The organism is Pedobacter steynii (assembly GCF_900103665.1).
GTDB lineage: Bacteria > Bacteroidota > Bacteroidia > Sphingobacteriales > Sphingobacteriaceae > Pedobacter > Pedobacter steynii.
Map to the genome: position 1 here is coordinate 79,025 of NZ_FNGY01000007.1, position 22,905 is coordinate 101,929.

19 protein-coding genes are annotated in these 22,905 nt (G+C 43.3%); 7 read left to right on the forward strand and 12 right to left on the reverse strand.

Annotated elements, in window-relative coordinates:
• Nucleotides 1–53: 53 nt before the first annotated feature.
• Nucleotides 54–482, forward strand: a complete 429-nt coding sequence (locus tag BLQ87_RS19595; protein WP_074610169.1) for a DUF1842 domain-containing protein — start codon at nt 54–56, stop codon at nt 480–482.
• Nucleotides 483–862: 380 nt separating this feature from the next.
• The gene (locus BLQ87_RS19600; protein ID WP_074610171.1) at nt 863–2,848 is read left to right on the forward strand and encodes an ATP-binding protein; all 1,986 of its coding nucleotides are present in this window, start codon (nt 863–865) and stop codon (nt 2,846–2,848) included.
• Nucleotides 2,849–2,871: 23 nt separating this feature from the next.
• On the opposite strand, the gene BLQ87_RS19605 is transcribed toward BLQ87_RS19600, so the two are convergent.
• The 8 genes from BLQ87_RS19605 to BLQ87_RS19645 form a co-directional block, all read right to left on the reverse strand.
• Nucleotides 2,872–3,402 carry an OmpA family protein gene (locus BLQ87_RS19605; RefSeq protein WP_074610172.1) on the reverse strand — a complete coding sequence of 177 codons (531 nt, stop codon included), beginning with the start codon at nt 3,400–3,402 and terminating at the stop codon, nt 2,872–2,874.
• 99 nt (nt 3,403–3,501) lie between these two features.
• A complete protein-coding gene (locus BLQ87_RS19610; protein ID WP_074610174.1) occupies nt 3,502–4,416 on the reverse strand; it encodes a hypothetical protein in 915 nt (304 codons plus the stop codon).
• Nucleotides 4,417–4,530: 114 nt separating this feature from the next.
• Nucleotides 4,531–5,811, reverse strand: coding sequence for a purple acid phosphatase family protein (locus BLQ87_RS19615; protein WP_143010489.1), 1,281 nt, complete (start codon nt 5,809–5,811; stop codon nt 4,531–4,533).
• A gap of 66 nt (nt 5,812–5,877) precedes the next feature.
• A complete protein-coding gene (locus BLQ87_RS19620; protein ID WP_245723888.1) occupies nt 5,878–7,365 on the reverse strand; it encodes a SusD/RagB family nutrient-binding outer membrane lipoprotein in 1,488 nt (495 codons plus the stop codon).
• Between the two features lie 11 nt (nt 7,366–7,376).
• Entirely contained in the window at nt 7,377–10,826 is a 3,450-nt protein-coding gene (locus BLQ87_RS19625; protein ID WP_176832999.1) for a SusC/RagA family TonB-linked outer membrane protein, read from the reverse strand.
• A 97-nt stretch (nt 10,827–10,923) separates the two neighbouring features.
• Nucleotides 10,924–11,925: a FecR family protein gene (locus tag BLQ87_RS19630; RefSeq protein WP_074610179.1), complete on the reverse strand. Its 1,002-nt coding sequence runs from the start codon at nt 11,923–11,925 to the stop codon at nt 10,924–10,926.
• Between the two features lie 80 nt (nt 11,926–12,005).
• Nucleotides 12,006–12,557 (reverse strand): sigma-70 family RNA polymerase sigma factor, encoded by a 552-nt coding sequence (locus BLQ87_RS19635; protein ID WP_074610181.1) that lies wholly within the window; start codon nt 12,555–12,557, stop codon nt 12,006–12,008.
• Nucleotides 12,558–12,818: 261 nt separating this feature from the next.
• Nucleotides 12,819–13,130: a hypothetical protein gene (locus BLQ87_RS19645; protein ID WP_074610184.1), complete on the reverse strand. Its 312-nt coding sequence runs from the start codon at nt 13,128–13,130 to the stop codon at nt 12,819–12,821.
• A gap of 310 nt (nt 13,131–13,440) precedes the next feature.
• On the opposite strand from BLQ87_RS19645, the gene BLQ87_RS19650 reads away from it, so the two are divergent.
• On the forward strand, nt 13,441–14,223 hold the full coding sequence (locus BLQ87_RS19650; RefSeq protein WP_216857835.1) for a M48 family metalloprotease: 783 nt from the start codon (nt 13,441–13,443) through the stop codon (nt 14,221–14,223).
• A 126-nt stretch (nt 14,224–14,349) separates the two neighbouring features.
• Here the strand turns inward: BLQ87_RS19650 and BLQ87_RS19655 are convergent, their stop codons facing one another.
• Nucleotides 14,350–14,967: a phosphatase PAP2 family protein gene (locus BLQ87_RS19655; protein WP_074610186.1), complete on the reverse strand. Its 618-nt coding sequence runs from the start codon at nt 14,965–14,967 to the stop codon at nt 14,350–14,352.
• A gap of 54 nt (nt 14,968–15,021) precedes the next feature.
• On the opposite strand from BLQ87_RS19655, the gene BLQ87_RS19660 reads away from it, so the two are divergent.
• Entirely contained in the window at nt 15,022–16,209 is a 1,188-nt protein-coding gene (locus tag BLQ87_RS19660) for an aminotransferase class V-fold PLP-dependent enzyme (RefSeq protein WP_074610188.1), read from the forward strand.
• Nucleotides 16,210–16,276: 67 nt separating this feature from the next.
• Here the strand turns inward: BLQ87_RS19660 and BLQ87_RS19665 are convergent, their stop codons facing one another.
• On the reverse strand, nt 16,277–16,990 hold the full coding sequence (locus BLQ87_RS19665) for a DUF2490 domain-containing protein (RefSeq protein WP_074610798.1): 714 nt from the start codon (nt 16,988–16,990) through the stop codon (nt 16,277–16,279).
• Between the two features lie 140 nt (nt 16,991–17,130).
• On the opposite strand from BLQ87_RS19665, the gene BLQ87_RS19670 reads away from it, so the two are divergent.
• Entirely contained in the window at nt 17,131–17,385 is a 255-nt protein-coding gene (locus BLQ87_RS19670; protein ID WP_074610190.1) for a hypothetical protein, read from the forward strand.
• Between the two features lie 54 nt (nt 17,386–17,439).
• Here BLQ87_RS19670 and BLQ87_RS19675 read toward each other — a convergent pair whose 3' ends face one another.
• Nucleotides 17,440–18,546, reverse strand: coding sequence for an NADH:flavin oxidoreductase (locus BLQ87_RS19675; protein ID WP_074610191.1), 1,107 nt, complete (start codon nt 18,544–18,546; stop codon nt 17,440–17,442).
• An 11-nt stretch (nt 18,547–18,557) separates the two neighbouring features.
• Complete coding sequence (locus BLQ87_RS19680; protein ID WP_074610800.1) at nt 18,558–18,860, reverse strand: ArsR/SmtB family transcription factor; 303 nt, start codon at nt 18,858–18,860, stop codon at nt 18,558–18,560.
• 161 nt (nt 18,861–19,021) lie between these two features.
• On the opposite strand from BLQ87_RS19680, the gene BLQ87_RS19685 reads away from it, so the two are divergent.
• Both BLQ87_RS19685 and BLQ87_RS19690 read left to right on the forward strand, forming a co-directional pair.
• Nucleotides 19,022–20,692 (forward strand): M28 family metallopeptidase, encoded by a 1,671-nt coding sequence (locus BLQ87_RS19685; RefSeq protein ID WP_074610193.1) that lies wholly within the window; start codon nt 19,022–19,024, stop codon nt 20,690–20,692.
• A gap of 539 nt (nt 20,693–21,231) precedes the next feature.
• The gene (locus BLQ87_RS19690; protein WP_074610196.1) at nt 21,232–22,869 is read left to right on the forward strand and encodes an ArnT family glycosyltransferase; all 1,638 of its coding nucleotides are present in this window, start codon (nt 21,232–21,234) and stop codon (nt 22,867–22,869) included.
• The last annotated feature ends 36 nt before the right edge of the window (nt 22,870–22,905 follow it).

A 22,905-nucleotide genomic window follows, 5' to 3' on the forward strand; every position in this document is an offset into this window, starting at 1 on the left:
GCAATCAGATCAGGACCTGTAATTTAGTATTATAAAAAAACGCCCATTTAAAAATGTTATCACCAACAGTTCATACTACAACAGGCAGCCTAAATTTTCGAATCCTCAGTGAGGGTTTATTTCAACCGGTACTTCAGCTTAGTCTGACAAAAAGCGGCAACGGTTGTCTTTCAGGAACAGCAACGCTGATTTTAAAAGAATTAGGCAGGGAGTCGAACCTTAGCTTCAAGATCCATGGAAATTATAAAACCCTGCATTCCTCAGGAATATTGATCAATCTTAAAGCAGATACCTTTGCAGATAAAGACAATGATGAGCTGTTCAGTCTTGAAATGGAAATGAATAAAGAATGGAGTACAGGTATTGCAAATTATCAGTATCAGGCGAAATCTGTAAAAATAATCAGGAATGCGACCGTATCCAGTGTCCTCTTTATCAGGACAGAATTCAAAGCTCAGGATTATTCGTTCTCTTTCCACTAATCCTCCCGAATACACTAGTACTTTATATTTTTAAACTACCTGGCTTCCCCCTTGACAGGTAGTTTTTTTGTGGTTGTAAGTCTCTGGCAGGGTAAAAAAACCAGATCAAATTCAGCTTCGGAACATGGAAATACCCTGTTTTACCTATACACGCTCTAACCAGGCTCTATACACGCTCTATACTCGGTGGAGACCCGCTTGAAAGCCTGTTAAAGGCGGGTAAGCAACGCGTAAAAACCGGGGTTAAAACAAGAGATTCTGCAAGCAGATATCACCATGCCCTGACGAGTCAGGAATGACATCAAAACATTAGATACATTCCTCTCCTAAAGACAAAAATATGCTATATGATTTTTAAATTTCTTTTCTGATCTTAGCATATGCAGCTATCACCAGAGACCACACCTCAAACACTTCAACAATCCTATTTTGATGGCGACGGTGAAATGGCGGCGCTTACCCGTTCCTACGATTGGTCTAACACCGTGTTGGGTCCTCCGGAACATTGGTCTCAAAGCCTGCTAACAACAGTCAGCATTATGCTAAAATCCCGCTTTCCTATGTTTTTATGGTGGGGAACCGAATTGATCCAGTTTTATAATGATGCTTATCGCCCAAGTCTGGGCAATGAGGGCAAACATCCAAAAGCACTGGGCCAGTATGGCGAAGAATGCTGGCCGGAGATCTGGCCGGTCATTAAACCTTTAATCGATCAGGTCCTTTCCGGTGGAGCATCTACCTGGAGCGAGGACCAGCTCATTCCTATTTATCGCAACAACCGTCTGGAGGATGTTTACTGGACTTTTAGCTACAGTAAAGTTAATGATGGCCCCGGTAAACCCGGCGGCGTTCTGGTGATCTGTTCGGAAACTACCGAAAAGGTGAATACTTTGCATAAAATGGAGAAGACCGTCACTGAGCTTGCAGAAAGTGAATCCAGGTTGAGATACATGTTAGCCGATGCGCCGGTAGCGATCGCGCTATTTTCCGGAAAAGAACTTTTGATTGAAGCGGCCAACAAAAAGATCCTGGAAGTTTGGGGCAAGACCGAAGAGGTGATCGGAAAACCGCTCCATCTTGCGATCCCCGAATTAAAAGAGCAGCCATTCCTTCAGATCCTGAACGAAGTATTCACCACAGGAAAACCATTTTACGGAAATGAAGTCAAAGCCTTCCTGGAGCAAAACCATAAACTGGAAGAGGTCTATTCTAATTTTGTATATCAACCCTTAAAAAATGCAGATGGGGAAACGACCGGAATTGTGCTCGTGGCCAATATCATCACGGAACAGGTCGTTACCAGAAAAAAAGTAGAACAGGCAGAAGAAATGCTGCGCTTATCTATCGAGGCAGCTAATGTGGGCACCTGGTATATGGATGTAAACACAAGAGATTTTATTGCCTCTTCCAGGATGAAGGAGTTGTATGGATATTATCCTCATGAAGAAGTTTCTTACGATGCGGTGATCAATCAGATTCCTGAAGAATACAGAAACAAGGTCAGGCTTGCAGTAGAACAGGCAATTGCAAGTGGGGAAAGTTATAGCATTGAGCATCCCGTTACCGGATATCATGACCAGACACAGAGATGGGTCAGGGCGCTGGGAAAACTATATCCCAAAACTGCTGGTCATACGGCTCATTTTTCAGGTTTGACACTGGACATCACCGAGCAAAAGCGCGATGAAATGCGCAAAAACGACTTTATAGGCATGGTTAGTCATGAGCTGAAAACACCGCTGACTTCCCTGAACGGTTACTTGCAGCTCCTGATCGCGAGAACGAAGAAAACGGAAGATACTTTCATTTCTACTTCTTTGGAAAAGGCTCATGTACAGGTAAAAAAGATGAGTACGATGATCAACGGCTTCCTGAATATCTCCCGCCTGGAATCAGGAAAGATCCACCTGGACATGGAGGTTTTCGATCTGGACCAGCTGATCATGGAAATTATTGAAGAGACAAAACCCACCTTACAACACCAGACCCTGACTTTGTCCCCATGTATTCCGGTCAGTATTTATGCAGACCGGGAAAAGATCGGGTCTGTCATTTCCAATTTATTAAGCAATGCCATCAAGTATTCGCCTAAAGGCAAAAAAATCGAGGTCAGCGCTCAGGTTTCCGAAGGTATCGTGGAAGTAAGTGTAAAAGATGAAGGAATGGGGATTAAACCACAGGCCATTGAGAAGCTGTTTGAACGTTTCTACAGGGTAGAAACCAAGCACACACAAAATATTTCAGGTTTTGGAATCGGCCTGTACCTTTGTGCCGAGATTTTGCTGCATCATGGCGGCAAAATATGGGTGGAGAGTGAAATCGGTGTAGGCTCAACTTTTTACTTTAGTCTTCCGCTGGCCCCTTAATCCACTCTCCTGCCCTTATTAAATTATGGATTTACTTTAAATTCCACACGACGGTTTAAAGTTTTACCCTCTTCCGTGGTATTCGGTGTAACCGGTTTTGTAGCACCAAAGCCTTTGATCAACAGGTTTCCACCATTAATACCAGCGTTTACCAGGTAAGATTTCACAGAGTTTGCCCTATCCACAGATAAAGACATGTTGTGCTCCGGTGTACCTTCAGCAGAAGAATGACCATTTAGGGTCAGCTTTACTCCTGGTTCTTTTTTCATTTCTCTTACCACCTGATCCAGAATTTCAAATGAAGCGGTTTTCAGAACGTCGGAGTTAAACTCAAACTGGACATTGCTGAAATTAAAGCTTGCTTTTTCTTCAGGAACCGGAGCAGCTTTCTCTTCTACAGGCGGTTTTTCAGGTTGTTTTTCTACTACGGGAGGAGCTTTTGTCTCTACCGGAGGTGTAGGCTTTGCGACTAATTTCTTCGTTTTACAAGCCTGCATCGAAAGGGTCAATAGCCCTATCGCGACGATCAGTGTACGGGTTCTTAGGATTTTCATTTATGTTTTTGTGTTTGTTAAAAATAGAAATTTTTATCAGATGATTAAACATTAAAACGGATTAGTTACGAGAATAGTGTCAGCCGCAATAAAAGGCATTCAATGCTGAGTGGCCAAATTCTTTGAACGCCCTCTAAGAATTCCTGTCGAAATGCCGAAACGGAGATAGGCATATTTATTCTTGTAATAGATGTTATAGGGATCTTCTCCATAGTAACCTGCAGCAGCCATGAGAAAGACATTGTCCATAAAAGGAAAGCTGTAATGAAAGGAGGCTTCCACATTTAATCTTTTTTTAATTGCCCCAAAGGGATATGCTGTCATCTTGTTCAGGGCATAACTTACGCCTGTATTCAAGCGCCAAACCTCTTTTAAGGGATGGTAACCGCGCAAAGAAAAATTGTAGATCAACCTGGTAAACCCGTAATCATCGTTAAGGATATGTTCATAATGAAACCATTTGTGCCATTCAAATGCGATTTCATGATTTAAAGTCATGTCGAGATGATCGTTTATTGCAGGGATGGTATTGCCGATGTTATAGCTGATCAGGAGGGCATTGGTGCTGAAATTTCCGGTCTTGGTGTTCACACTGCCATCCGGATTTAATGCTCCGTCGTCTTGTCCGTTAGAATGGTGCTGAAACCTCAATGTGGCGTATTGATAATCCGCCACCCGGCGGTTTAGGCGAAAATAAAAAATTCCGCCAAGCCGGAAACTGGGGGTCCTGACACCTGAAGACTGCTCTGCCCTGACACGTACCATAAAATCAGGCTGCACGGCAAAAGCGACAGGCAATTCAGGGCTCGCCAGTAACATATAAGTAGAAGTTAACCTTCCGTTGATGATGTATTTATCAGGCGCCCCAATCTCCCCTTTCGGGGCCATGTAGGAAAGATCAGAGTTTTCTTTATACAGCTGGATAAAATTGACATTGGCTTGCGGTCTGGGTTGTGCAATAGCCATAGCTGTACTTAACCTATAAATCAGCGTCAGCAAACACCCGATTTTCATGACAGATTTTTATAGACATTAACGTATTCAGGTACCTAAAGGTTTTCCTGTTTTAATTAAAAGGCTTCTTTTCAAAGAAATCACCCGATGAAAAGAAGCCTGTTATCTAACCAACTATCGCTTTATTGCTTCCGGATTCAGCTCTGTAAACACAGCCGCTTCCGCTCTGCTTTTTTTCTTCAGGGAGAACGCATCAAACAGTTCGCCTGAAGTCTTATAGGCTTCAAATTTAAGATCTTGTCCGTTTACACGAATGATCTGAAACAATTGCGTGTTTTCCAAAGAAACATTCATCCATTTAGCGCCGTCCACTTTATACATTTTCGGGCCTGCTACAGAAACCAGATATACGGGGCCACCGGCCTCTCTTCCGGAAAGCCCACGTGGCAGATTTTGTCCGCGGCTATAGGTATGGTCATGCCCCTGAAGCACCAGGTCTACATGATAGCGGTCAAACAAGGGTTTGAACCGTTCTCTGAATTCTTTATTGTCCCTGCTCTTGGCGGTAGAAAAAATAGGATGATGGAAAGTGATCACCGTCCATAGGTTCCGGTTTTCCTGCAACACCTTCTCCAGCCATTCGTACTGAACTTTTGCAGAAGACTCATCAAGGATGATCATTTGCGAATCCAGTGAGATCACCCTCATGCCCTGATAATCTATATAATAAACAGATTCTTTCAAGCCTTCCGGCCCATTATCCGGCAGGGTATACTGCGCTCCCCAATGCGGATCAAGCGTCAATACCTTTTTTTCATCCCTAAAATATTCGTGGTTCCCCGGGGAAGGAAGGCTTGGAATCATGCCATTGATAAATCCACCTCCATAATGCCACTCTCCCCATTCCTTATCATTATTGGAACGATTGATCAGGTCTCCGGTATGAATGATAAAACGGGCGTCCGGCTGATGGGAAAAAGCTTTACGGATTACTCTTGACCATTTCGACCTGATGTCATTCTGGGCATCTCCAAGATAGATAAAAGAAAAGGGGGCCGCCTTTTCGGAAGCCGTCGTAAACTGAAACCATTCGCTCCAGGATTCCCCCGCACCTACCCGGTAAGCATATACCGTATTGGGTTTCAAGTTTTGAAAGGTCAGGTGGTGGTAATTGGCAGTAAGATATGCACCACCTCTTAAAGGACGCGTTTCTGCATCATAACTGGCAATTTCGGTCTCCAATGCCGGACTGGAATCTTCTGCTTTGATCTGCGCTTTAGCAGCGGTGACCGTAGTATCTGTCCTCCAGGTTACGGTTTGACTATTTGAGGGGTTTGCCGTCCAGGTCAGGATTACACGGTCAGGATATGGAAGTGGCGCATAATCCTGCGCTGTTGCCTGAAAAACTGCACCCATTAACAATAGGAAGAACAGTTGTATTTTATTTTGTACCATTTGTAGCGAATAGAATTTGAAAGAATTGAGTTTATAAAGCATTGGGTTTATAAAGCATTGTTGGGTTTATTTTAAATACCACATCAGGGTATATTCCTGATCTGCGCCAAATACGCCAATGGCTTTTTGGTAATTTGCGTTGTTCTTTGCACTCTCAGAATCGGGAAAGACATAACGTTTGGGAATGCCCCGGCCTGCCGCCAATGGCCCAGTCACAAATGCAGGAAACCCGGTACGGCGTTGGTCAAACCAGCCCTCAGCCCCTTTAAACAACATGGCCAACCATTTTTGGGTCATCACTTGCTCCAGCGTACCATCATATTTTACGATGTTCTGATCATAATAACCAGAGCTCAATGCGGTAGCTTCCACACCGTAAGTCCCCATAGATTCTTTAATCCCTTTATAATACATCGACGAGGCAGACTCACCCGGAACGGTGATTTTGCCCTGCTGCATGGCTTCCGCCAGGATAAAACACAATTCGGTATAAGTGATGAGGCTTGCTTTCAATGCAGGATTACTTGTCCCGCCGTTTTTCCTGAAAAAAGAAGCAGAGAAAACAGACTGATGATCCTCCCCTCCATTGTAAGCCGAAGGTGCATCAATCGCATGTGGAACGCCCACATATTTATTGAAATCAACAGTAGATCCCACCGTACTTTTTACCGGCTCGATCCAAATGCCCAGACGTGGGTCCTTGCGGACAATCAGGCGATCCACCAGCTCCTTACTTGCTTTGGTTTTCAGGTAGTCAAAATCGATCATTGCCAGCGGACCTCCCGGCCAGCTATAGGCGGCAAGGTTCCCCAGGTAGGCGATTTCGGCATTATCAGCAGAACTTTCAAACACCGGAAAACCAGTTTTATCGTTCAGGATCTGTTGCATTTCAGTAAATGCAGGAGCATAAGCCTTAGCAATGCGCAACAACATCCTCAACCGCAGCGTATTGGCAAATTTCCGCCATTGCAAAGCTTTCCCTTTGTACAATACATCGCCTTTGGCATTGATTTCGGTAGTCACACCCTTCAATAGCTCATTCGCTTCGGCCAGCTCTTTTAACAGGTCAGGATAGATATTTTGCTGACGGTCGTATTCGGGATAAATGATATTTTCTTCCTTTGACTTTAATGCCTGAGTATAAGGAATGTCACCGTAAAGGTCACTGAGATAGGCAAAATTAAAGGCCTTCATGATTTTCCCTATGGCGATGTATTGGTTTTCATTTCTCAATGCTGCAGTTTCCATAAAGGTCTTGTTGACGGCCAGACGCTGATAAACATCATCCCAGCCCACTGGTCCCCAGGCAAAAAGGTCGTAACCCGTATTGCGGACCAGGGAAAGGTATCGCCCTGCAGATGCCGGACGTCTCGAAACCGCATTTTCCTGATAGGCATAGGCGGTAGACAACAAAACATCCGACATTAAAAATTCTGTATTCGTGATTTCCGGTGAATTCGGATTCGTATTGATCTCTTTAAAATCCTTGGTACAGGAGCTGAATATCATCAGTCCTGCCAACAGTACCGGGATCGGGTTATAGTTAAATTTCATCTTTCTTACTATTAAAAATTACCAGTTAATTTAAGGCCATAAGAACGTGTTCCGGGTAAAGTCCAATGGCCTACCCCCTGTTTAAAGCCGTCGCTGATGCTCATCGTTGTCTCAGGATCATAGCCCAAACCATTCTTCGTCCAGGTATACAGGTTTCTGCCAATGAGAGAAACCGAGAGTTTACTCAATGGAAGTTTCTTCAGCAGCTTATGGTTAAACACATAGGTCAGTGAAGCCTCACGAAGTTTGACGAAAGTTGCGGAATACGTTAAGCGCTCATAGTACTTATTATAGGTATTGTCGTAATAATCCGAAGCTGCAATGATCACGTTGTTCTCTTTATAGCTTCCATCCCCATTGGCGATGTATCCCGGAATGATCATCCCGTCGTTTCGTTTAATGCCCTGAGAATCTGTCCATGGCAGACCACCCGTTTGTGCATCCCTGCCGGTAATCGTATTGTCTGTCAACCCTGCAGTGAGCAAACTTTTCACGACATAAGAATAAAAATCACCTCCTTTTCTCCAGTCGACCAGCACATTGAGGCTTAGGTTTTTATAGGTAAACGTATTGTTTAGCCCTACCGTAAAATCAGGATTGTAATTCCCCACCTTCACATATTCGGCGGTATTTCTGATGTAATGTCCGTTTTTATCGAGCAATGCGGCTCCGGCATAGGCACCATCCTTGATTTTGGTATAACTAGGGGTATAAAAATCCCCGATTTTTGTTCCTTCTTTAATCAGGTAACGGATGTTATCGCCATCGGCGCTTCCCATAGAATACTCCGGAAGCCCATCCATCAGCGCAATCACTTTGTTCTCATTTTTGCTGAAGTTGGCATTGATTTCCCATTTCAGTGCTCCGTTGAGCGGAGTTGCATTTAATCCGATTTCCCATCCGCTATTCTGGATGTTACCCGCGTTGATCAACCTGTTCGATGCGCCTGAGGCAATGGTTGTTGGAATATTGATGATCTGATTCCTCTTGTTCGTTTTATACCAGGTCAGCTCAATTCCGAAACGGTTAGAGAAAAAACGCAGGTCTGTCCCAAACTCATAAGAGGTGGCAATTTCTGGTTTAAGGAAGTTGTTCTTCAGGTTGAATTCTATCGTTGCCCTTTTTACATCTCCCCAATCCTGATTAAAAGGAATGGTATTGTACAACTGGTAAGGATCCGTATCGCTACCTACCTGTGCCCAGTTGGCACGCAATTTTGCATAAGAAAGAACGCCAGACTTCAGCTTAAAAATATCCGTAAGGATGGCACTCATTGAAACGGAAGGATAGAAATAGGAATTGTTCTTTTCAGGCAGCGTACTCGACCAGTCGTTTCGTCCGCTGACATCCATAAAGACCATATCCCTGAAAGAAAGCTGTCCCAATCCATAAACACTATTGATCCTTTTGCGGGAATTGTACTGGGAATTACCGATCGTTCCTGCCTGGGCATTGCTAATGTTATACACCCCCGGAATACTCAGGCTTTCCGTTCTTTGTGCCGTACTGCGGCCAGTCTGGTTCATTTGGTTCGCTCCCGCGGAGAGGCCCAGAAACCAGTCGGAATTGATGTTTTTCTTATAGCTCAGGAGTATATCCGTATTCTGTTCTTTAAAATAGCTGTTGTCTACGGTATAAGCGCCGAACTTGAAACGCTTTGAGCTGAAAGGTCTTTTATTTTCATGCATTTCATTGTAAGTGTCCAGACTCGTCCTCAACATCAGGCTTAATTCTTTACTGAGGTCAACCGAAAGTTGCAGGTTTCCGGTCAGCCGGTCCCTGTCGTAAGCATTCAGGTGTTCGTAAGCTACGAAATAAGGATTATCAGAATCGTCGACAGAAAACTGTTCCGTACCTTTCCTTCCGGGTTTCCAATAATTCTCCAGGTCCTTAAGGTTTATATTTGCAGGCATAGAATAAACCAGCTGTGTTACGCTCTCCCGATAGGCCGCAGGGCGATTGTCGCTCTTATTTTTCACATAACCGATATTGGTACTGATCTTTACCTTTGGATGTAAAATATAGGTCGCGGCAAGATTGAGGTTATTCCGGCTGAGGTCTGTATTGGGAACAATCCCCTTATTCTCCAGATTGGTAAAAGACAATCTGTAATTCCCATTGTCGTTCTTTCCGGTGATGGCGATATTATTGGTATAGGTGGAGCCTGTCCTGAAAAAATCTCTCGCATTGTCTTTATGCGATACCCAATCTGTAGGTACAGCTTTTCCGGCTGCATCCAATGGACTATTCCATTGCAGGTGTTTTGTTCCTGCATCTAAACGCGGTCCCCATGAAGCCATAGAAACGCCCGGATCATCGGTATATTCACCTCCGCCAAACTGGCTTTGAAAATGTGGAAATAACCAGGCCTGATCGTACATCGCATTGGAATTCACACTGATTCCTAATCCTTTTTTCTGACTTGAACCACTTTTGGTGGTGATGAGGACTACCCCACTTCCTGCGCGGCTTCCATATAATGCGGCCGCACTTGCCCCTTTCAGAACGGTCACACTTTCAATATCATCAGGGCTTAAATCGGCTACCGGACTTCCATAATCCACAGAAGACCTTCCGGTGGTGGATGGTGTGCGAAGGGAACGCGCAACAGGAACCCCGTCTACTACGAACAACGGTTGGTTATCAGTAGCAATAGAGGATTGGCCTCTGATCGTAATCATTGCACTGGATCCGGGATCGGAGCCTGTACTCACCACATTTACACCGGCAATTTTTCCGGCCAGGGAATTGATCACATTGACTTCCTTCACGGTATTTACGTCAGAGCCTTTTACCACGGCAATGGAATAGCCTAAAGCTTTTTCTGAACGTTTGATTCCCAGTGCGGTAACCACCACCTCTGCAAGTCCGGTTTCATCAGGAATTAAACTTACATCGATCACATTGTTTTCCGCAATCGCTTGTTCCCTGCTCTGATAGCCCATCATTTTGAAGCGCAACCTGTTGCTTTTATCCGTTACATCCAGACGGTAATGCCCGCTCAAATCAGTAACCGTTCCATTATTGGTATTGGTTTCCTGCACACTCACGCCGGGCATAGCCAGTCCTTTTTCATCGGTAACTTTACCACTGATGCGAACTGCTTTTTTGATGATCACCTGTTTGTTCAGGGAAACATAGGTTAGCTGTAAGGGTTTGAATACCCTGTTTAACAAAACACTTAACAACTCGTTTTCCGCTTTCAGCTGATGAACCTCTTTGTTTAAAAAGGGCGCGGCATTGGTATAGACAAAAGTAATTTCGGTCTTCTTTTCTACAGCTTTCAGGAATTCAGCCAAAGTACCGTGTTTAAAATTCAGGCTGATGCGGTCCGTCAGGACCTGAGCCTTTAGTGGTGTTGCCTGGCCTGTAACAAGCATCAGGGAAACAATTGCGTAAACGAGAACAAAAAAACGCATTACTTTAAAAATTAATTGATTAGTCACTGCTGACTTTTTCATAAATTTGTTTGTTTTAATCATTGTGGGTTAAAATAAATTTTAAGATTACCGGCCACAGATGCGTCAACATCTGTGGCCTTCTTTTTTAGTATCGTGTCTAGCTACATTTACCTCCTTTTATAAAAACTGTTTGTCCTTTAATCGTATATTGAATACCAAGGGTGATTTCTAAAGTGGCCATCACTTCTGCCAAGCTGATGTTTCCGAATTTTGCGGTTAGTTTACAGCCTTTGAAAAGGTGGCTGGTACGAATGTTTACCTTATATTTTCGCTCCATGATTTCGAAAACAGACTCCAGTGGCATCTGATTGAAAATCATCCGGCCATCTATCCAGGCATTCGCTTCGCCCGTTTCCGCTACATGCTCCATTGACAACTGGTTTTTCAACTGGGAATAAACCGCTTTCTGATTTGGAAGAAGATAAAGTAACGCTGTGCCCTTCCCCTCTTTGGAAACCGCTACTTTACCAGTCATCACTGTCACCTCTGTCTTTCTTTCCGGCCAGGCATTGACATTAAAACTTGTTCCAAGTACGGTGGTTCTGATCTGCTGACTTTGAACGATGAAAGGATGTGCGGGATCACGTCTGACCTTAAAGAAAGCCTCTCCGTTCAGGCGTACCGTCCTTGTTAAAGATGCCTTCATATTTTTGGGAAAACTCAGGCTACTGCCCGAATTGAGCCAGATTTCAGAACTGTCCGGTAACACGATGGCCAGCACTTTTCCTGCTTCTGCTTTTTTGGTAAGCCAAACGATACTTTCTTTTTGTACCGCAGGACTAATGGTCCGGTACTGATAGAATGCGATGAATATGGCCAGCCCGGTAACAACTGCGGCAATGGCCAGCCAGGGAAATATTTTCTTTTTTACGGCAGTCTGAGGAAGCTCGGATATGGCCTCGCTGATTCCTTTAAAGCTTTCTTTCCATTCTTCGTCCGCCGGCATTTCGGCTGTCGCCAGCCAGATCCAACGGGCCTGATCCAACTGCTGCTGGTGAAGTGGATCTTTGGTAAGCCATTCCCTAACCATCGTTGCGGTAGGCTCTTGCGTTTCATCCGATAAATGTGCTATTACTAGTTTCCAGGTTTCCTGATCCATGCCTATGCTTTATGCTAACAAGACAAGATAAAGTAGCCTCACTACGGGCCGCAGGACGTTAAGTTTCCGTTAACAAATCGTTACCTGAATTCTGCTTCGTTTTTCATGATCCTTTCCTTTAGGAATTGAAATCCTTTACTGAGGTGATCTTCAACCGTTCTGACAGAAATATCCAGCAATGCTCCGATTTCTTTATAACTAAGTCCATCGATCCGGTACATATAAAAGATCAATCTTCTTCTTTCCGGCATCTGGCCGATCAATTGATACAGCATTTTATTCCGGTCTTTTTCCTGATAATATTGCGCAGGGTCTGGATTTTGATCAGCCAGCTCAGGGACCAGCTCATCATCAAGGTCTAAAAAAGGGGATTTAATTCGCTTATGATAATTCAGGCTTGCATTTTTTACCGCACGAAACAGATAAGGCTTTTCATCAATGATCAGCAAACGCTTCTTCCAAATGGCAATAAAAACATCGTTTAACAGCAGTTGCGCGTCTTCTACATCGCCAACAAGATAGATGGCATACCTTTTTAAGGTGGGAAACATCCGCCGGTAAAGCTCCTCAAATGTTTTCAAATCAAGATCATGCGCATGACCTTCAGAAGCGGCTGTGATTTTGGACCCCATAAATATGGCCCAAAACTAGAGATGAAAAATGACGGCCACATTAAGGAAGTGTTAAATCACATTTCCGGCAAACATTCTCTAAACTTATTATTGCCGGCTGCCATGCATTCCATAACGATCTACTTAGGATACATAAAGCGCTCAGCGGCCTTGATCGCTTTATGGTACAAGAAACCCTCAGCTCCCCTAATCACTGCAAAAAAACAGTTAAACCGCTTTTTAAAAAACCAGTTGATTCAATAAAAAAAAGCTGTACTGTTCTTACTGCCTGTTGAAGGAATTTAATGTGGCTGTTTTCCAACGGATATACCCCAGCTTATCGCACTGCGCAGCAACTTCAATGATGGCATGTTCCGGAACGTCGTTCACAATCTTCCATCGAATGGTATACTTGCTATTGTAACTAAGGTAAATCACCACATCTTCAAAGAGTGGCTCCATATGGTCTAAATCTTTTAAGTGTTCGTCCTGAAGTTCCTTTGCCAGACGGCTCAGTCTTTCATTCATCACTTTAGCTAAAGGCGCTGCCGGTTTAACATCCGGTTCTATAATTGGGACTACGGTTATGGTCATATCGCTGGTTCAATCTGGGATCATATCTACAATTACCGACAAATCATAAATCATGCCTATAATTTAAAATACTACAAATATTAGCAAACATAACTAATCTAAACAACTTAAAAAAGCGCTGCTAAAGTTTTTCGGATCGATTTACTTTTCCAGGTATGAAATAACCCTCCGGTAAAAACCAAAGAAACATATTTTTACACATTAAGGCAAATTAAAATAAAAATAAGATAATATATCAGATCGTTTATTTTAAAACAAATTAAGATCTGATATTTGCATTAATAAATAATCGCAAACAAAAACAAAACCTATGATGAAGAAAACAATCCTTACCAGCCTGGTCCTGGCGGCCACGTTAGGTACAGCATCCGCACAATTTAAATTAAACAGCAAAGCAATTGGTGCTGTTGGAAAAGGCGTTAAAGCAGCCACTTTCGGTGATGCAGAGGCAGCGAAACTCGCTAAAGAAGCTGTTGACTGGATGGATGAACACAATACTGTTGCCGGTCCAAATGATCCTTATACCATCAGACTGAACAAAATTTTCGATAAACATAAAAATGAAGACGGGCTAAGTCTGAATTACAAAGTATATAAAGTAGTTGACATCAACGCTTTTGCCTGTGCTGATGGAAGTGTACGCGTTTTTTCTGCTTTAATGGATAAGATGACAGATCAGGAATTGCTGGCCATTATTGGCCACGAAATAGGTCATGTTAAAAATCACGACAGTCGTGATGCCATGCGTGCAGCCTATAAGCGTGCCGCAATTTCTGATGCAGCCTCTTCTCAATCAGGAGCGGTAAACACCTTAACTCAAAGTCAGCTTGGCGATATGGCAAATGCCATACTGGAATCCAGCTACAGCCGTAAACAGGAATCAGAAGCAGATAATTTTGGTTATGACTTTCTTAAAAAACACAATTATGATGTAATGGCGATGGCCAGTGCATTCAAAAAGCTACAGGCTTTAGGCAGTGGTGATAAGAAAAGCACCATGCAAAAGATGATGAGCTCACATCCTGATAGCGGTGCCCGTGCAGAAGAAGTAGAGAAAAAAGCTAAAAAAGACGGCCTGTCAAAAGGAAAATAAATGCGAATGGTATAAAATGAAAGAGCAGCAATCGAAATTGCTGCTCTTTTTTTATGTAATACATGATGATTTATAAGAAGCTATTTATCGAGCCTGTTTCTATTGATCAGGTCTGTTTATTATACCTTATTTATTAGGTCTGATAAATCCCATTGAAAATGCACTTCCTGTTCCCAGCAATGCTCCGGCAGCCACATCCGTAGGATAATGTACGCCCAAATACAAACGCGAGAAGCCTACTGAACCTGCCCATAAATAAGCCGGGGCAATCACATACCATTTAGGATAAGCATGAGATAAGGCCGTAGCTGTAGTAAACGCTGTAGAAGTATGTCCTGATGGAAAAGAATAATGTGAAGGCTGATAAACCGCATTGATCTTAACCAGTCCGTTAAAAGGTCTCGGCCGTTTAATGACCTTTTTCAGAAAAAGCGTTGCGAGTACATTTACTGCAGAAGCACTCGCTACATATAGCGCATTTTGGCGCATTTCCTTATCATTCGTGATCACACCGCCAGCCAATAGCGCTACCGGAACGCCTATATTCACGACATCGTTGTGCTTGGACAAGAACATAAAAAAGCCTGTTTTTTGCTCAGTTCTGTGTTCAGAAAGGTTAATCAGAATCTTATCATCCAGCCGCTGCATTGCGTTCTGTCCGAAAACATGGGCAGGCAAGGCAAACGATAAACTCAACTGAAATAGTAATATATACTTAATAAATACGATTCTTCTGGTTCTCATGCCGTAAATTTACGTTTTATTTTATTTAAACCTACCTTGCTTCAAAACTAGAAAATGATTCCGAGAGGTAAATTAGACATTCCATTTTCCGATATTTTTGCAGGCATCAGGTACTGTTTTTCGGGTTACTTTTTTCCAAAAGATGATCAACACAGCGCTGTAAAAGCGGGTAATCAACTGATCACCCTTTCTGTCAGAACAGGTCTGGACCTGACGCTTAGCGCTTTAAATTTCCCTCCGGGAACTGAAATTCTGGTCAGCGATATCAATATTCCGGATATGTTTAACATCATTGCGGCTCATCAGCTCCGGGCCATCCCCATCTCCCTAAACAAATACACCCTCGGGATTGATGCGGAACAAATCGCTGCAGCAATTACCCCTGCCACCAAAGCGATCCTGATCGCACACCTGTTCGGTGGCATTACGGAATTGAACCAGATCGTGGAAATTGCAAAAGAAAACCAGCTGATCCTCATCGAAGATTGTGCACAGGCTTTCCAGGGCACTTCCCGGGATGTGAGTTACTATGGACATCCGGAATCAGGTGTTTTGATGTTTAGCTTTGGAATGATCAAAACCAATACCGCCATCACCGGAGCAATCCTGCAGCTCAACGATCCCGACCTCTATGCCAGGGTAGCTGCCCTGAACGAGAGTTTGCCAAAACAGCAAATCAAACCCTATTTCAAAAAGCTTTTCAAGGCCATGTTGATCAGCTTGCTTAGCAGCAGAACAGGGTATACTCTTTTTTACAAAATCGTAATGGCCAGAGGAAAAGATTTTGACCAGGTACTCTCCTCTTTTACCAGGGGATTTCCGGGAAATGATCCTTTAAAAAAAATCAGGTACAGGCCATGCGGGCCAAATCAACGTTTGCTGGAACGCAGGTTAAAGACCTTTAAAATAGCAGATGTCCTTTTAAGGAAAAAACTTTTTACGGACATCATGAGCGCCCTTCCTGCCGACATCCAAATCGGGCATCTGAACCAAAAAAGCACCAATTGGGTGATTCCGATCCAATGTCAGCATCCGGAAGAAATGATCAGACACCTGCGTGCAAATGGTTACGATGCCACCTCAAAAGCGTCCAGCCTCATCAGGCTTCCGAGCTTAGCAGCAACGGTAGAGAAAACAGATGAGCTTTCTTTAGCACGACTGGTTTACCTCCCGATGGATATTTCTATGAGCCTTCCCGAACGCATTCAATTAGGCGCGTTAATTAAAGAAAAACTTCCTTAGCTCCCGCAATGAAATTTGAGCGCTGCGTGATGAAAACGCAGCGCTGTTCTATGAAAATCTGATTTTATTAAAATCTGGTGTATAGCGCGAGCTGAACCGCATGGTTCATCGAATTTTGACGTAATCCTTTTACCGCCTGATTTAAATAACCGACTTCAAGGTCCATCTTCTTGCTGAAACGGTAACCCGCTGCCAGATAGGCCCTGTTCTGGTCAAAAACAGAACCGTTCAGCTTTCCTTTATTTTGTACATTGAAGAAAAGTTCGTTCTGTAATGCTGCAAACGGTCCCTTATCAAAATCCTGCTTTCCTTTTTCCAGTGGAAGGATCATTCTGAAGAAATACCTGAAACGTTGTGCAAATAAATCCGAACCGGCATTTTGTTCCATAAAGCGCTGTTCCAGACGTAGCCTGTGGCTCACATTGACCGTACTGATTTTATGTTTATAAATGTATTGTTGCCAGATTCTGTGCTCTGTAAGCGTATTATTTCTAGTACCAATCATATCCTGACCTGAAAAAGTCTCATTGAGCAAATAACCAAGGGTCACATCACTTTTATCATTGATAAAATAGGTAAGCCCGGGTCTGAACATGAAATTTCTCAATAGAGAAAACTGATCCGAAGACCTCAATTGAACATCGAGGTGAGTCCCCCATTTTTTACTGATTTTAGTATTGTTCATTAGAAACAGCCAGCCGGTACTTTGATGTTGAGTCTGGGCAATGGCCAGCTGACTTAAACTGCATAGCATAGTCAGCAAAAAAAGGGAAATGCGCATGATCTGATAATTTATTCCTGTGTTTGCCCAAAATAACAACATTATTTTGAAGATTTAAATTCCTGACAAAAATTCAACGCTGTTATTCAGCAGAAATAAAAGGACATTGCCAGTTATTATACCTATTTTGGTAAAAAAACATGGGTGTAAAAAAGCATTTATTAGATGCTCAGGCGAAGCTGCCAGGGGGTACAATTGTGAAAGGGCCGGTAACAACTTCTGATGATAAAACGTATCATTTTAAAAGTCAGGCGGGTGGTTCAGACTTTTACCTTTATCTCATGAGAGATGACAATGGCTGGTATGAATCCGGAGGAAATGAGGCCGAACATCCGCAGGAGGTTGTGGATCAGGTCGGCACACAGATTGATGAATTTTTAAGTAAAAATGGATAAAATACAAAAGGGCCGGCATTCACATACCGGCCCTTTTGCTTTAATAAATATTGCTTAATCTAAAACCAACTGACTAAGTGCTGCTTTAGTAAAGCCTTTTAATTCGCTGGTGCGGTCTTCTCTGATTTTCTTTACCCAGTTTGGATCTGCAAGTAACGGCCTTCCTACGGCCACGAGGTCAAAATCTCCCCTGTCCATACGGCGCATCAATTCTTCCAATGAGCTTGGCTCAGAACTTTCACCTGCAAAAGCGCCCAAAAATTCACCGTTCAGTCCGACAGAACCTACTGTAATCGTTGCTTTTCCAGTCACCTTTTTTGCCCATCCGGCAAAGTTCAGGTCAGAACCTTGAAACTCAGGTTCCCAGAAACGGCGTTGTGAAGCATGGAAAATATCTACCCCTGCGTCAGCCAATGGGTTTAACCAGGCTTCCAGTTCTTCAGGAGTTTTCGCCATCTGATTGGTATAATCTGCAGGTTTCCATTGTGATAAACGAAGGATTACCGCAAAATCTTCCCCTACCTGTCTGCGCACTTCTTTGACCACTTCGATCGCAAAACGACTACGCTCCGGCAAAGTTTTACCTCCGTAACCGTCTGTACGTAAATTGGTACCTTCCCAAAAGAACTGGTCGATCAGGTAACCATGGGCACCATGAATCTCAACGGTATCAAATCCCAGACGTTTGGCATCTGCTGCTGCGCGGCCATAGGCAAGAATCGCTTCAGTAATGTCCTTTTCGGTCATGGTATTTCCATTGTTAAAACCAGGTCTGTTCAGTCCAGACGGTCCTTCAAAAGGTGCAGATGGCACCCATCCTGAATGATGGTTGTCCATGATTCCCATATGCCAGATCTGAGGACCCATTTCTCCTCCTGCTGCATGAACCCCTTTAATCACGTTCTGCCAGCCATCTAATGCAGCTGTTCCATGAAAATGAGGAATATTCGCATCATTGGAAGAGGCAATTCTATCAATCACCGTTCCTTCAGAAAGAATCAGACCCACTTCACCTTCCGCCCTTTTCTGATAGTAAGTCGCTACATCAGCAGTCGGGATTCCGTTTGGAGAGAATGACCGCGTCATCGGAGCCATTACAATTCTGTTTTTTATATTTAATGATTTCAGACTAAAAGGTCTGAATAAACTGTCAGTATTCATATATTATTTATTTAAATATCAGATTGGATAATTTTACTTAATTCATCAAAAGCGATGTCATTACGCTTATAATAGGTCCACTGCCCTACCCTGGTAGAAGTGACCAGACCTGCGCGCTGGAGAATAGATAAGTACTCAGAAACGGTAGATTGGGTCAATCCTGCTTTTCTTTGAATCTCCCCTACACAGACGCCAAGTTCAAAGCCCGATACATGCGCCTGCTCCGGAAAGCTGGCTTCAGGGTCCTTTAACCATTGGAGAATCTCCAGTCTGGTCTTGTTGGAAAGTGCTTTAAATATTTCTAATTGTTTCATGACACAAAGATATATCGACTTTTTCCGATATTCCAATTTATCAGGAAGAGATGACGCTCCGATGATAATATCGGAGATTCCCGATATACCAATAAACATCTGAACGGATTGTCTTATATTAGCCCGCAGAACCCATTTTAGAAATTTAATCAAGATATAAAATGACCCATCCTTTCGCACATCCCCGGTATTTTCTTTCTGCGCTTGCCCTGATGTCCATCAGCCTCTGGACAAATGCACAGCATAAAACGCCAAAATCATTCGCTCCCGATTCCGGAGCCATAAAAAGTATCAATGAACACAGTTTCGCACAGCACATCCGCGTTTTAGCTTCCGATGAGTTTAAAGGCCGTAAGCCTTTTACGATCGGGGAAACAAAAACCATCAATTACCTGAAAACGGAGTTTGAAAAATTAGGTTTAAAGCCAGGGAATGGTCAAAGCTTTTTCCAGGAAGTACCGATGGTGGATATTAAATCCAATCCTGAAGAGCAGCTCATCATCAAAGGAAAAAACGGATCCGTTACCGCCAGTTATCTGACCGGCTTTGTAGCAGGGACAAAACATGTCGCGCCGGAAGTCAGCATCACAAATTCTCCGCTGGTATTTGCAGGTTATGGAATCGTAGCACCGGAATACCACTGGAATGATTATGCCGGACTGGATGTCAAAGGAAAAACAGTGGTCGTGATGATCAATGATCCGGGGCTTTCCGATCCCGGCTTATTCAAAGGAAAAAACATGACTTATTACGGTCGCTGGACCTATAAATTTGAAGAGGCTGCCAGACAGGGCGCCACAGGAATATTGATCATTCACGATGATATTCCTGCAGGATATCCCTGGTCTGTGGTAAGAAGCGGCTGGAACAAATCAAAATTACAACTGGAAGCGCCAGACCAGAATAAATCAAGGGCAACGGTAGAAGGATGGATCAGCCTTGACATTGCCAAACAGCTTTTTGCCCTGGCAGGTAAGGATGAAAGTCTGTTTAAAGAAGCCTTGAAACCCGGTTTTAAACCGGTGGACCTCGGCCTGACCACTTCCCTGAAAATCAAAACCACGATCAAAAGATCGGTATCCAATAACGTACTGGCCCTGATTCCCGGAACAAAAAGAGCAGACGAGGCATTGATCTATTCTGCACACTGGGATCATTTTGGCGTTGGCGAGGTCATCAAAGGGGATTCTGTATACCATGGCGCAGTAGACAATGCCACAGGAGTAGCGGCATTACTGGAACTGGCCAGCGCATTTAAAAACACAAAAGTAAAACCGGAAAGATCCGTATTGTTTATTTCCTTTACAGGAGAGGAACAAGGCTTACTCGGCTCCGAATACTATGCAAAATATCCGGTATTCCCTGCGCAGAAATCTGTTGCCGACATCAACATGGACATGATGGGCCTTGCCGGAAAAACCAAAGACATAGTGGTTTATGGATACGGACAGTCTGAACTGGAAGATTATGCCGCTTCATCCGCCAAAAAACAAGGACGGATTATCGTTGCCGATCCCGTTCCTTCTTCCGGATTGTATTACCGTTCTGACCATTTCAATTTTGCAAAAGTAGGCATCCCTTCCCTCTTCACAGGTTCCGGGGTAGACAACGTAACGCATGGTAAAGCATGGGGTATGAAACAAGCTGAAGACTATATCAAAACAAGATATCACTCTCCGCAAGACAACTTTGATGAAAAAACATGGGACATGAGCGGCATGGTAGAAGATGTCCGGTTATTGTTCGACATGGGCTTCCGTTTAAGCACAGAAAAAGGCTTCCCGAAATGGAAAACCGGATCAGAGTTTAAAGCGATCAGAGAGAAAAAATAAAAAACGCTGATTATCAATTCGATTAAATCAGCCTGTACCATCCCAAAATATAAAAAGATATTCCTATGAAAACTTCGCCATCGCTCAGGATAGCAGTTTTCATAGGCAGCTAACTGACAGAGGAGTAAATGATGTCAATCTGTTCATCGATGACAATACTTTTCTTTGCGAATTCATCTCCAAAAGATACAGCACCACAGAACCTACATTACGTAACTTGATCAAAAAGAATCGGATCAGGAAAAAATCCGATGGTAGCTAATGCTGCAAAGCGCAGTTTCAGGAACGCTATCATCGCTCATAAATGCTACTGAAAAGGAATCTTTCAGCTCCTGATCTGGAATTATGGGTAGAAATGTATGCTCAGCTATGCTCATTATTTAACAAAGTTACTGATTATCCCGACTGAAAATGCAGTAACATAAACACCTGTACCATAATCCCTAACAATCATTTAATACAGCATTAAAGCTAAGGTATTCTTCAAAATCTAACTTGCTGTTAATTCATAAAAACCATTGCGACCTCAATCATTAAAAATGAAAATAGCAGAAAACAAACTGTATTTAATCCTGATTATACTCGTTGTTATCGCCAGCGCGACTGCCCTTTTTGGTGATTTAATGGAGCCGGATGGCGCCCTGTATGCCGCGATTGCCAAAACCATGGTCTTAAAAAACGACTGGATCAACCTGTATCTGCATGATGCAGATTGGCTGGATAAGCCACACCTGACTTTCTGGCTCGCAGCGGCATCTTACAAAGTTTTCGGGATTTCTGCGTTCGCCTACAAACTTCCTTCATTTCTTGCCGGTTTATTGGGTTGCTGGTACTTATACCTGTTTACAAAAGCGATCTATGAGGAGAAAACCGCATTAATCAGCGTACTGATCTTTAGCACCGCGCTCCACCTGATTATTTCCAGCTTTGATGTACGGGCAGAAACTTACATCACGGCCTTTGTGATCGCCAGCATTTACCACTATTATAAGGCGCATCAGCAGGGCTTCCGGCATATTGTTGCCGGTTCTTTTTTTGCCGCCTGTGCGATCATGATCAAAGGTATTTTTGTGTTGATCCCGGTTTTCGCCGGATTCCTCATCTACTGGGCGGTGAGCAAACAATATAAGGAAATCCTAAAACCAAAATGGTGGATCGCACTGGTCTTGATTTTAATATTTATCAGTCCGGAGCTCTATGCTTTATATGTACAATTTGACCTGCATCCTGAAAAAATAGTATTCGGACAGCAGGGCGTTTCCGGACTCCGGTTTTTCTTTTGGGACAGTCAGTTCGGACGCTTTTTCAACAGCGGCCCGATCAAAGGAAAGGGCGATGTTTCTTTCTTTTTCCATACCACCTTATGGGCATTCCTCCCCTGGTCGGTCCTGTTTTACACTGCCATTGCGCAATTGGTGAAAAAGAAAAACAGGGATAAGATCCCTATGGAAGGCATCATTATTTGGGCAAGTGCATTGGTTTCCTTTCTCATTTTCTCTCTTTCCAAATTCCAGCTGCCACACTATATTCTGCTCATTTTCCCACAATTTTCGATCCTTACCGCAGCTTACCTCTGCCGCCTTGAGGCAAAAGGAATAAAAGTGTTTTTTAAGATTCAGAATGTTCTTTTCCTGCTCATTACAGTGCTCCTTTCTTCATTAGCACTGCTATTTCATGTTCCTTCTCCATTTCTCTGCATCGGGAGCTTACTGTTCCTTCTGATCCTCGCCTTTGTATTGTTTAAAGGCACCTCCGTACAGACCATCATGGCAAGAAGCACTTTGCTTTCCATTTCTTTGATGGGATTTCTTTATCTATTCTTTTATCCTGCCCTTCTGGAATACCAGGCAGGGATGAAGGCAGGGAAATGGTTGCAGGAACAACATCCCGGAACACAGGCAAAGGTCCTGATGTCTTCCTCTGATGCTTTTGATTTTTATGCGCCCGGAGAAGTCGGATACCTCTATAGTTATGAAGCGCTGGAAAAAGAAAAAAGTAACAAAGGCATGGTTGTGTATGTTCCGGAAGCAGAATTTTCTGTCCTGAAAACCATGTACCATGCCCAAATTCTAAAAAGCTTTGACTATTTCCACATCACGAGGCTAAAGGGAAAATTTCTGAATTACCAGACCCGAAGCCAGGTTTTGGAGCGGTTTTACCTCGTTAAAATCCAATAAAGAAATCAGCACATTCGATTGGCGCATTTGCGTTCT

What these genes read in the sequence shown, in the direction of transcription:
- BLQ87_RS19655 (WP_074610186.1), bottom strand. Translation starts at nt 14,967, where the DNA reads ATGAGAACCAGAAGAATCGTATTTATTAAGTATATATTACTATTTCAG.
- BLQ87_RS19690 (WP_074610196.1), top strand. Translation starts at nt 21,232, where the DNA reads ATGAAAATAGCAGAAAACAAACTGTATTTAATCCTGATTATACTCGTT.
- BLQ87_RS19665 (WP_074610798.1), bottom strand. Translation starts at nt 16,990, where the DNA reads ATGCGCATTTCCCTTTTTTTGCTGACTATGCTATGCAGTTTAAGTCAG.
- BLQ87_RS19615 (WP_143010489.1), bottom strand. Translation starts at nt 5,811, where the DNA reads ATGGTACAAAATAAAATACAACTGTTCTTCCTATTGTTAATGGGTGCA.
- BLQ87_RS19685 (WP_074610193.1), top strand. Translation starts at nt 19,022, where the DNA reads ATGACCCATCCTTTCGCACATCCCCGGTATTTTCTTTCTGCGCTTGCC.
- BLQ87_RS19600 (WP_074610171.1), top strand. Translation starts at nt 863, where the DNA reads ATGCAGCTATCACCAGAGACCACACCTCAAACACTTCAACAATCCTAT.
- BLQ87_RS19625 (WP_176832999.1), bottom strand. Translation starts at nt 10,826, where the DNA reads ATGAAAAAGTCAGCAGTGACTAATCAATTAATTTTTAAAGTAATGCGT.
- BLQ87_RS19630 (WP_074610179.1), bottom strand. Translation starts at nt 11,925, where the DNA reads ATGGATCAGGAAACCTGGAAACTAGTAATAGCACATTTATCGGATGAA.
- BLQ87_RS19680 (WP_074610800.1), bottom strand. Translation starts at nt 18,860, where the DNA reads ATGAAACAATTAGAAATATTTAAAGCACTTTCCAACAAGACCAGACTG.
- BLQ87_RS19620 (WP_245723888.1), bottom strand. Translation starts at nt 7,365, where the DNA reads ATGAAATTTAACTATAACCCGATCCCGGTACTGTTGGCAGGACTGATG.
- BLQ87_RS19645 (WP_074610184.1), bottom strand. Translation starts at nt 13,130, where the DNA reads ATGACCATAACCGTAGTCCCAATTATAGAACCGGATGTTAAACCGGCA.
- BLQ87_RS19670 (WP_074610190.1), top strand. Translation starts at nt 17,131, where the DNA reads ATGGGTGTAAAAAAGCATTTATTAGATGCTCAGGCGAAGCTGCCAGGG.
- BLQ87_RS19595 (WP_074610169.1), top strand. Translation starts at nt 54, where the DNA reads ATGTTATCACCAACAGTTCATACTACAACAGGCAGCCTAAATTTTCGA.
- BLQ87_RS19605 (WP_074610172.1), bottom strand. Translation starts at nt 3,402, where the DNA reads ATGAAAATCCTAAGAACCCGTACACTGATCGTCGCGATAGGGCTATTG.
- BLQ87_RS19610 (WP_074610174.1), bottom strand. Translation starts at nt 4,416, where the DNA reads ATGAAAATCGGGTGTTTGCTGACGCTGATTTATAGGTTAAGTACAGCT.
- BLQ87_RS19675 (WP_074610191.1), bottom strand. Translation starts at nt 18,546, where the DNA reads ATGAATACTGACAGTTTATTCAGACCTTTTAGTCTGAAATCATTAAAT.
- BLQ87_RS19650 (WP_216857835.1), top strand. Translation starts at nt 13,441, where the DNA reads ATGATGAAGAAAACAATCCTTACCAGCCTGGTCCTGGCGGCCACGTTA.
- BLQ87_RS19635 (WP_074610181.1), bottom strand. Translation starts at nt 12,557, where the DNA reads ATGGGGTCCAAAATCACAGCCGCTTCTGAAGGTCATGCGCATGATCTT.
- BLQ87_RS19660 (WP_074610188.1), top strand. Translation starts at nt 15,022, where the DNA reads ATGATTCCGAGAGGTAAATTAGACATTCCATTTTCCGATATTTTTGCA.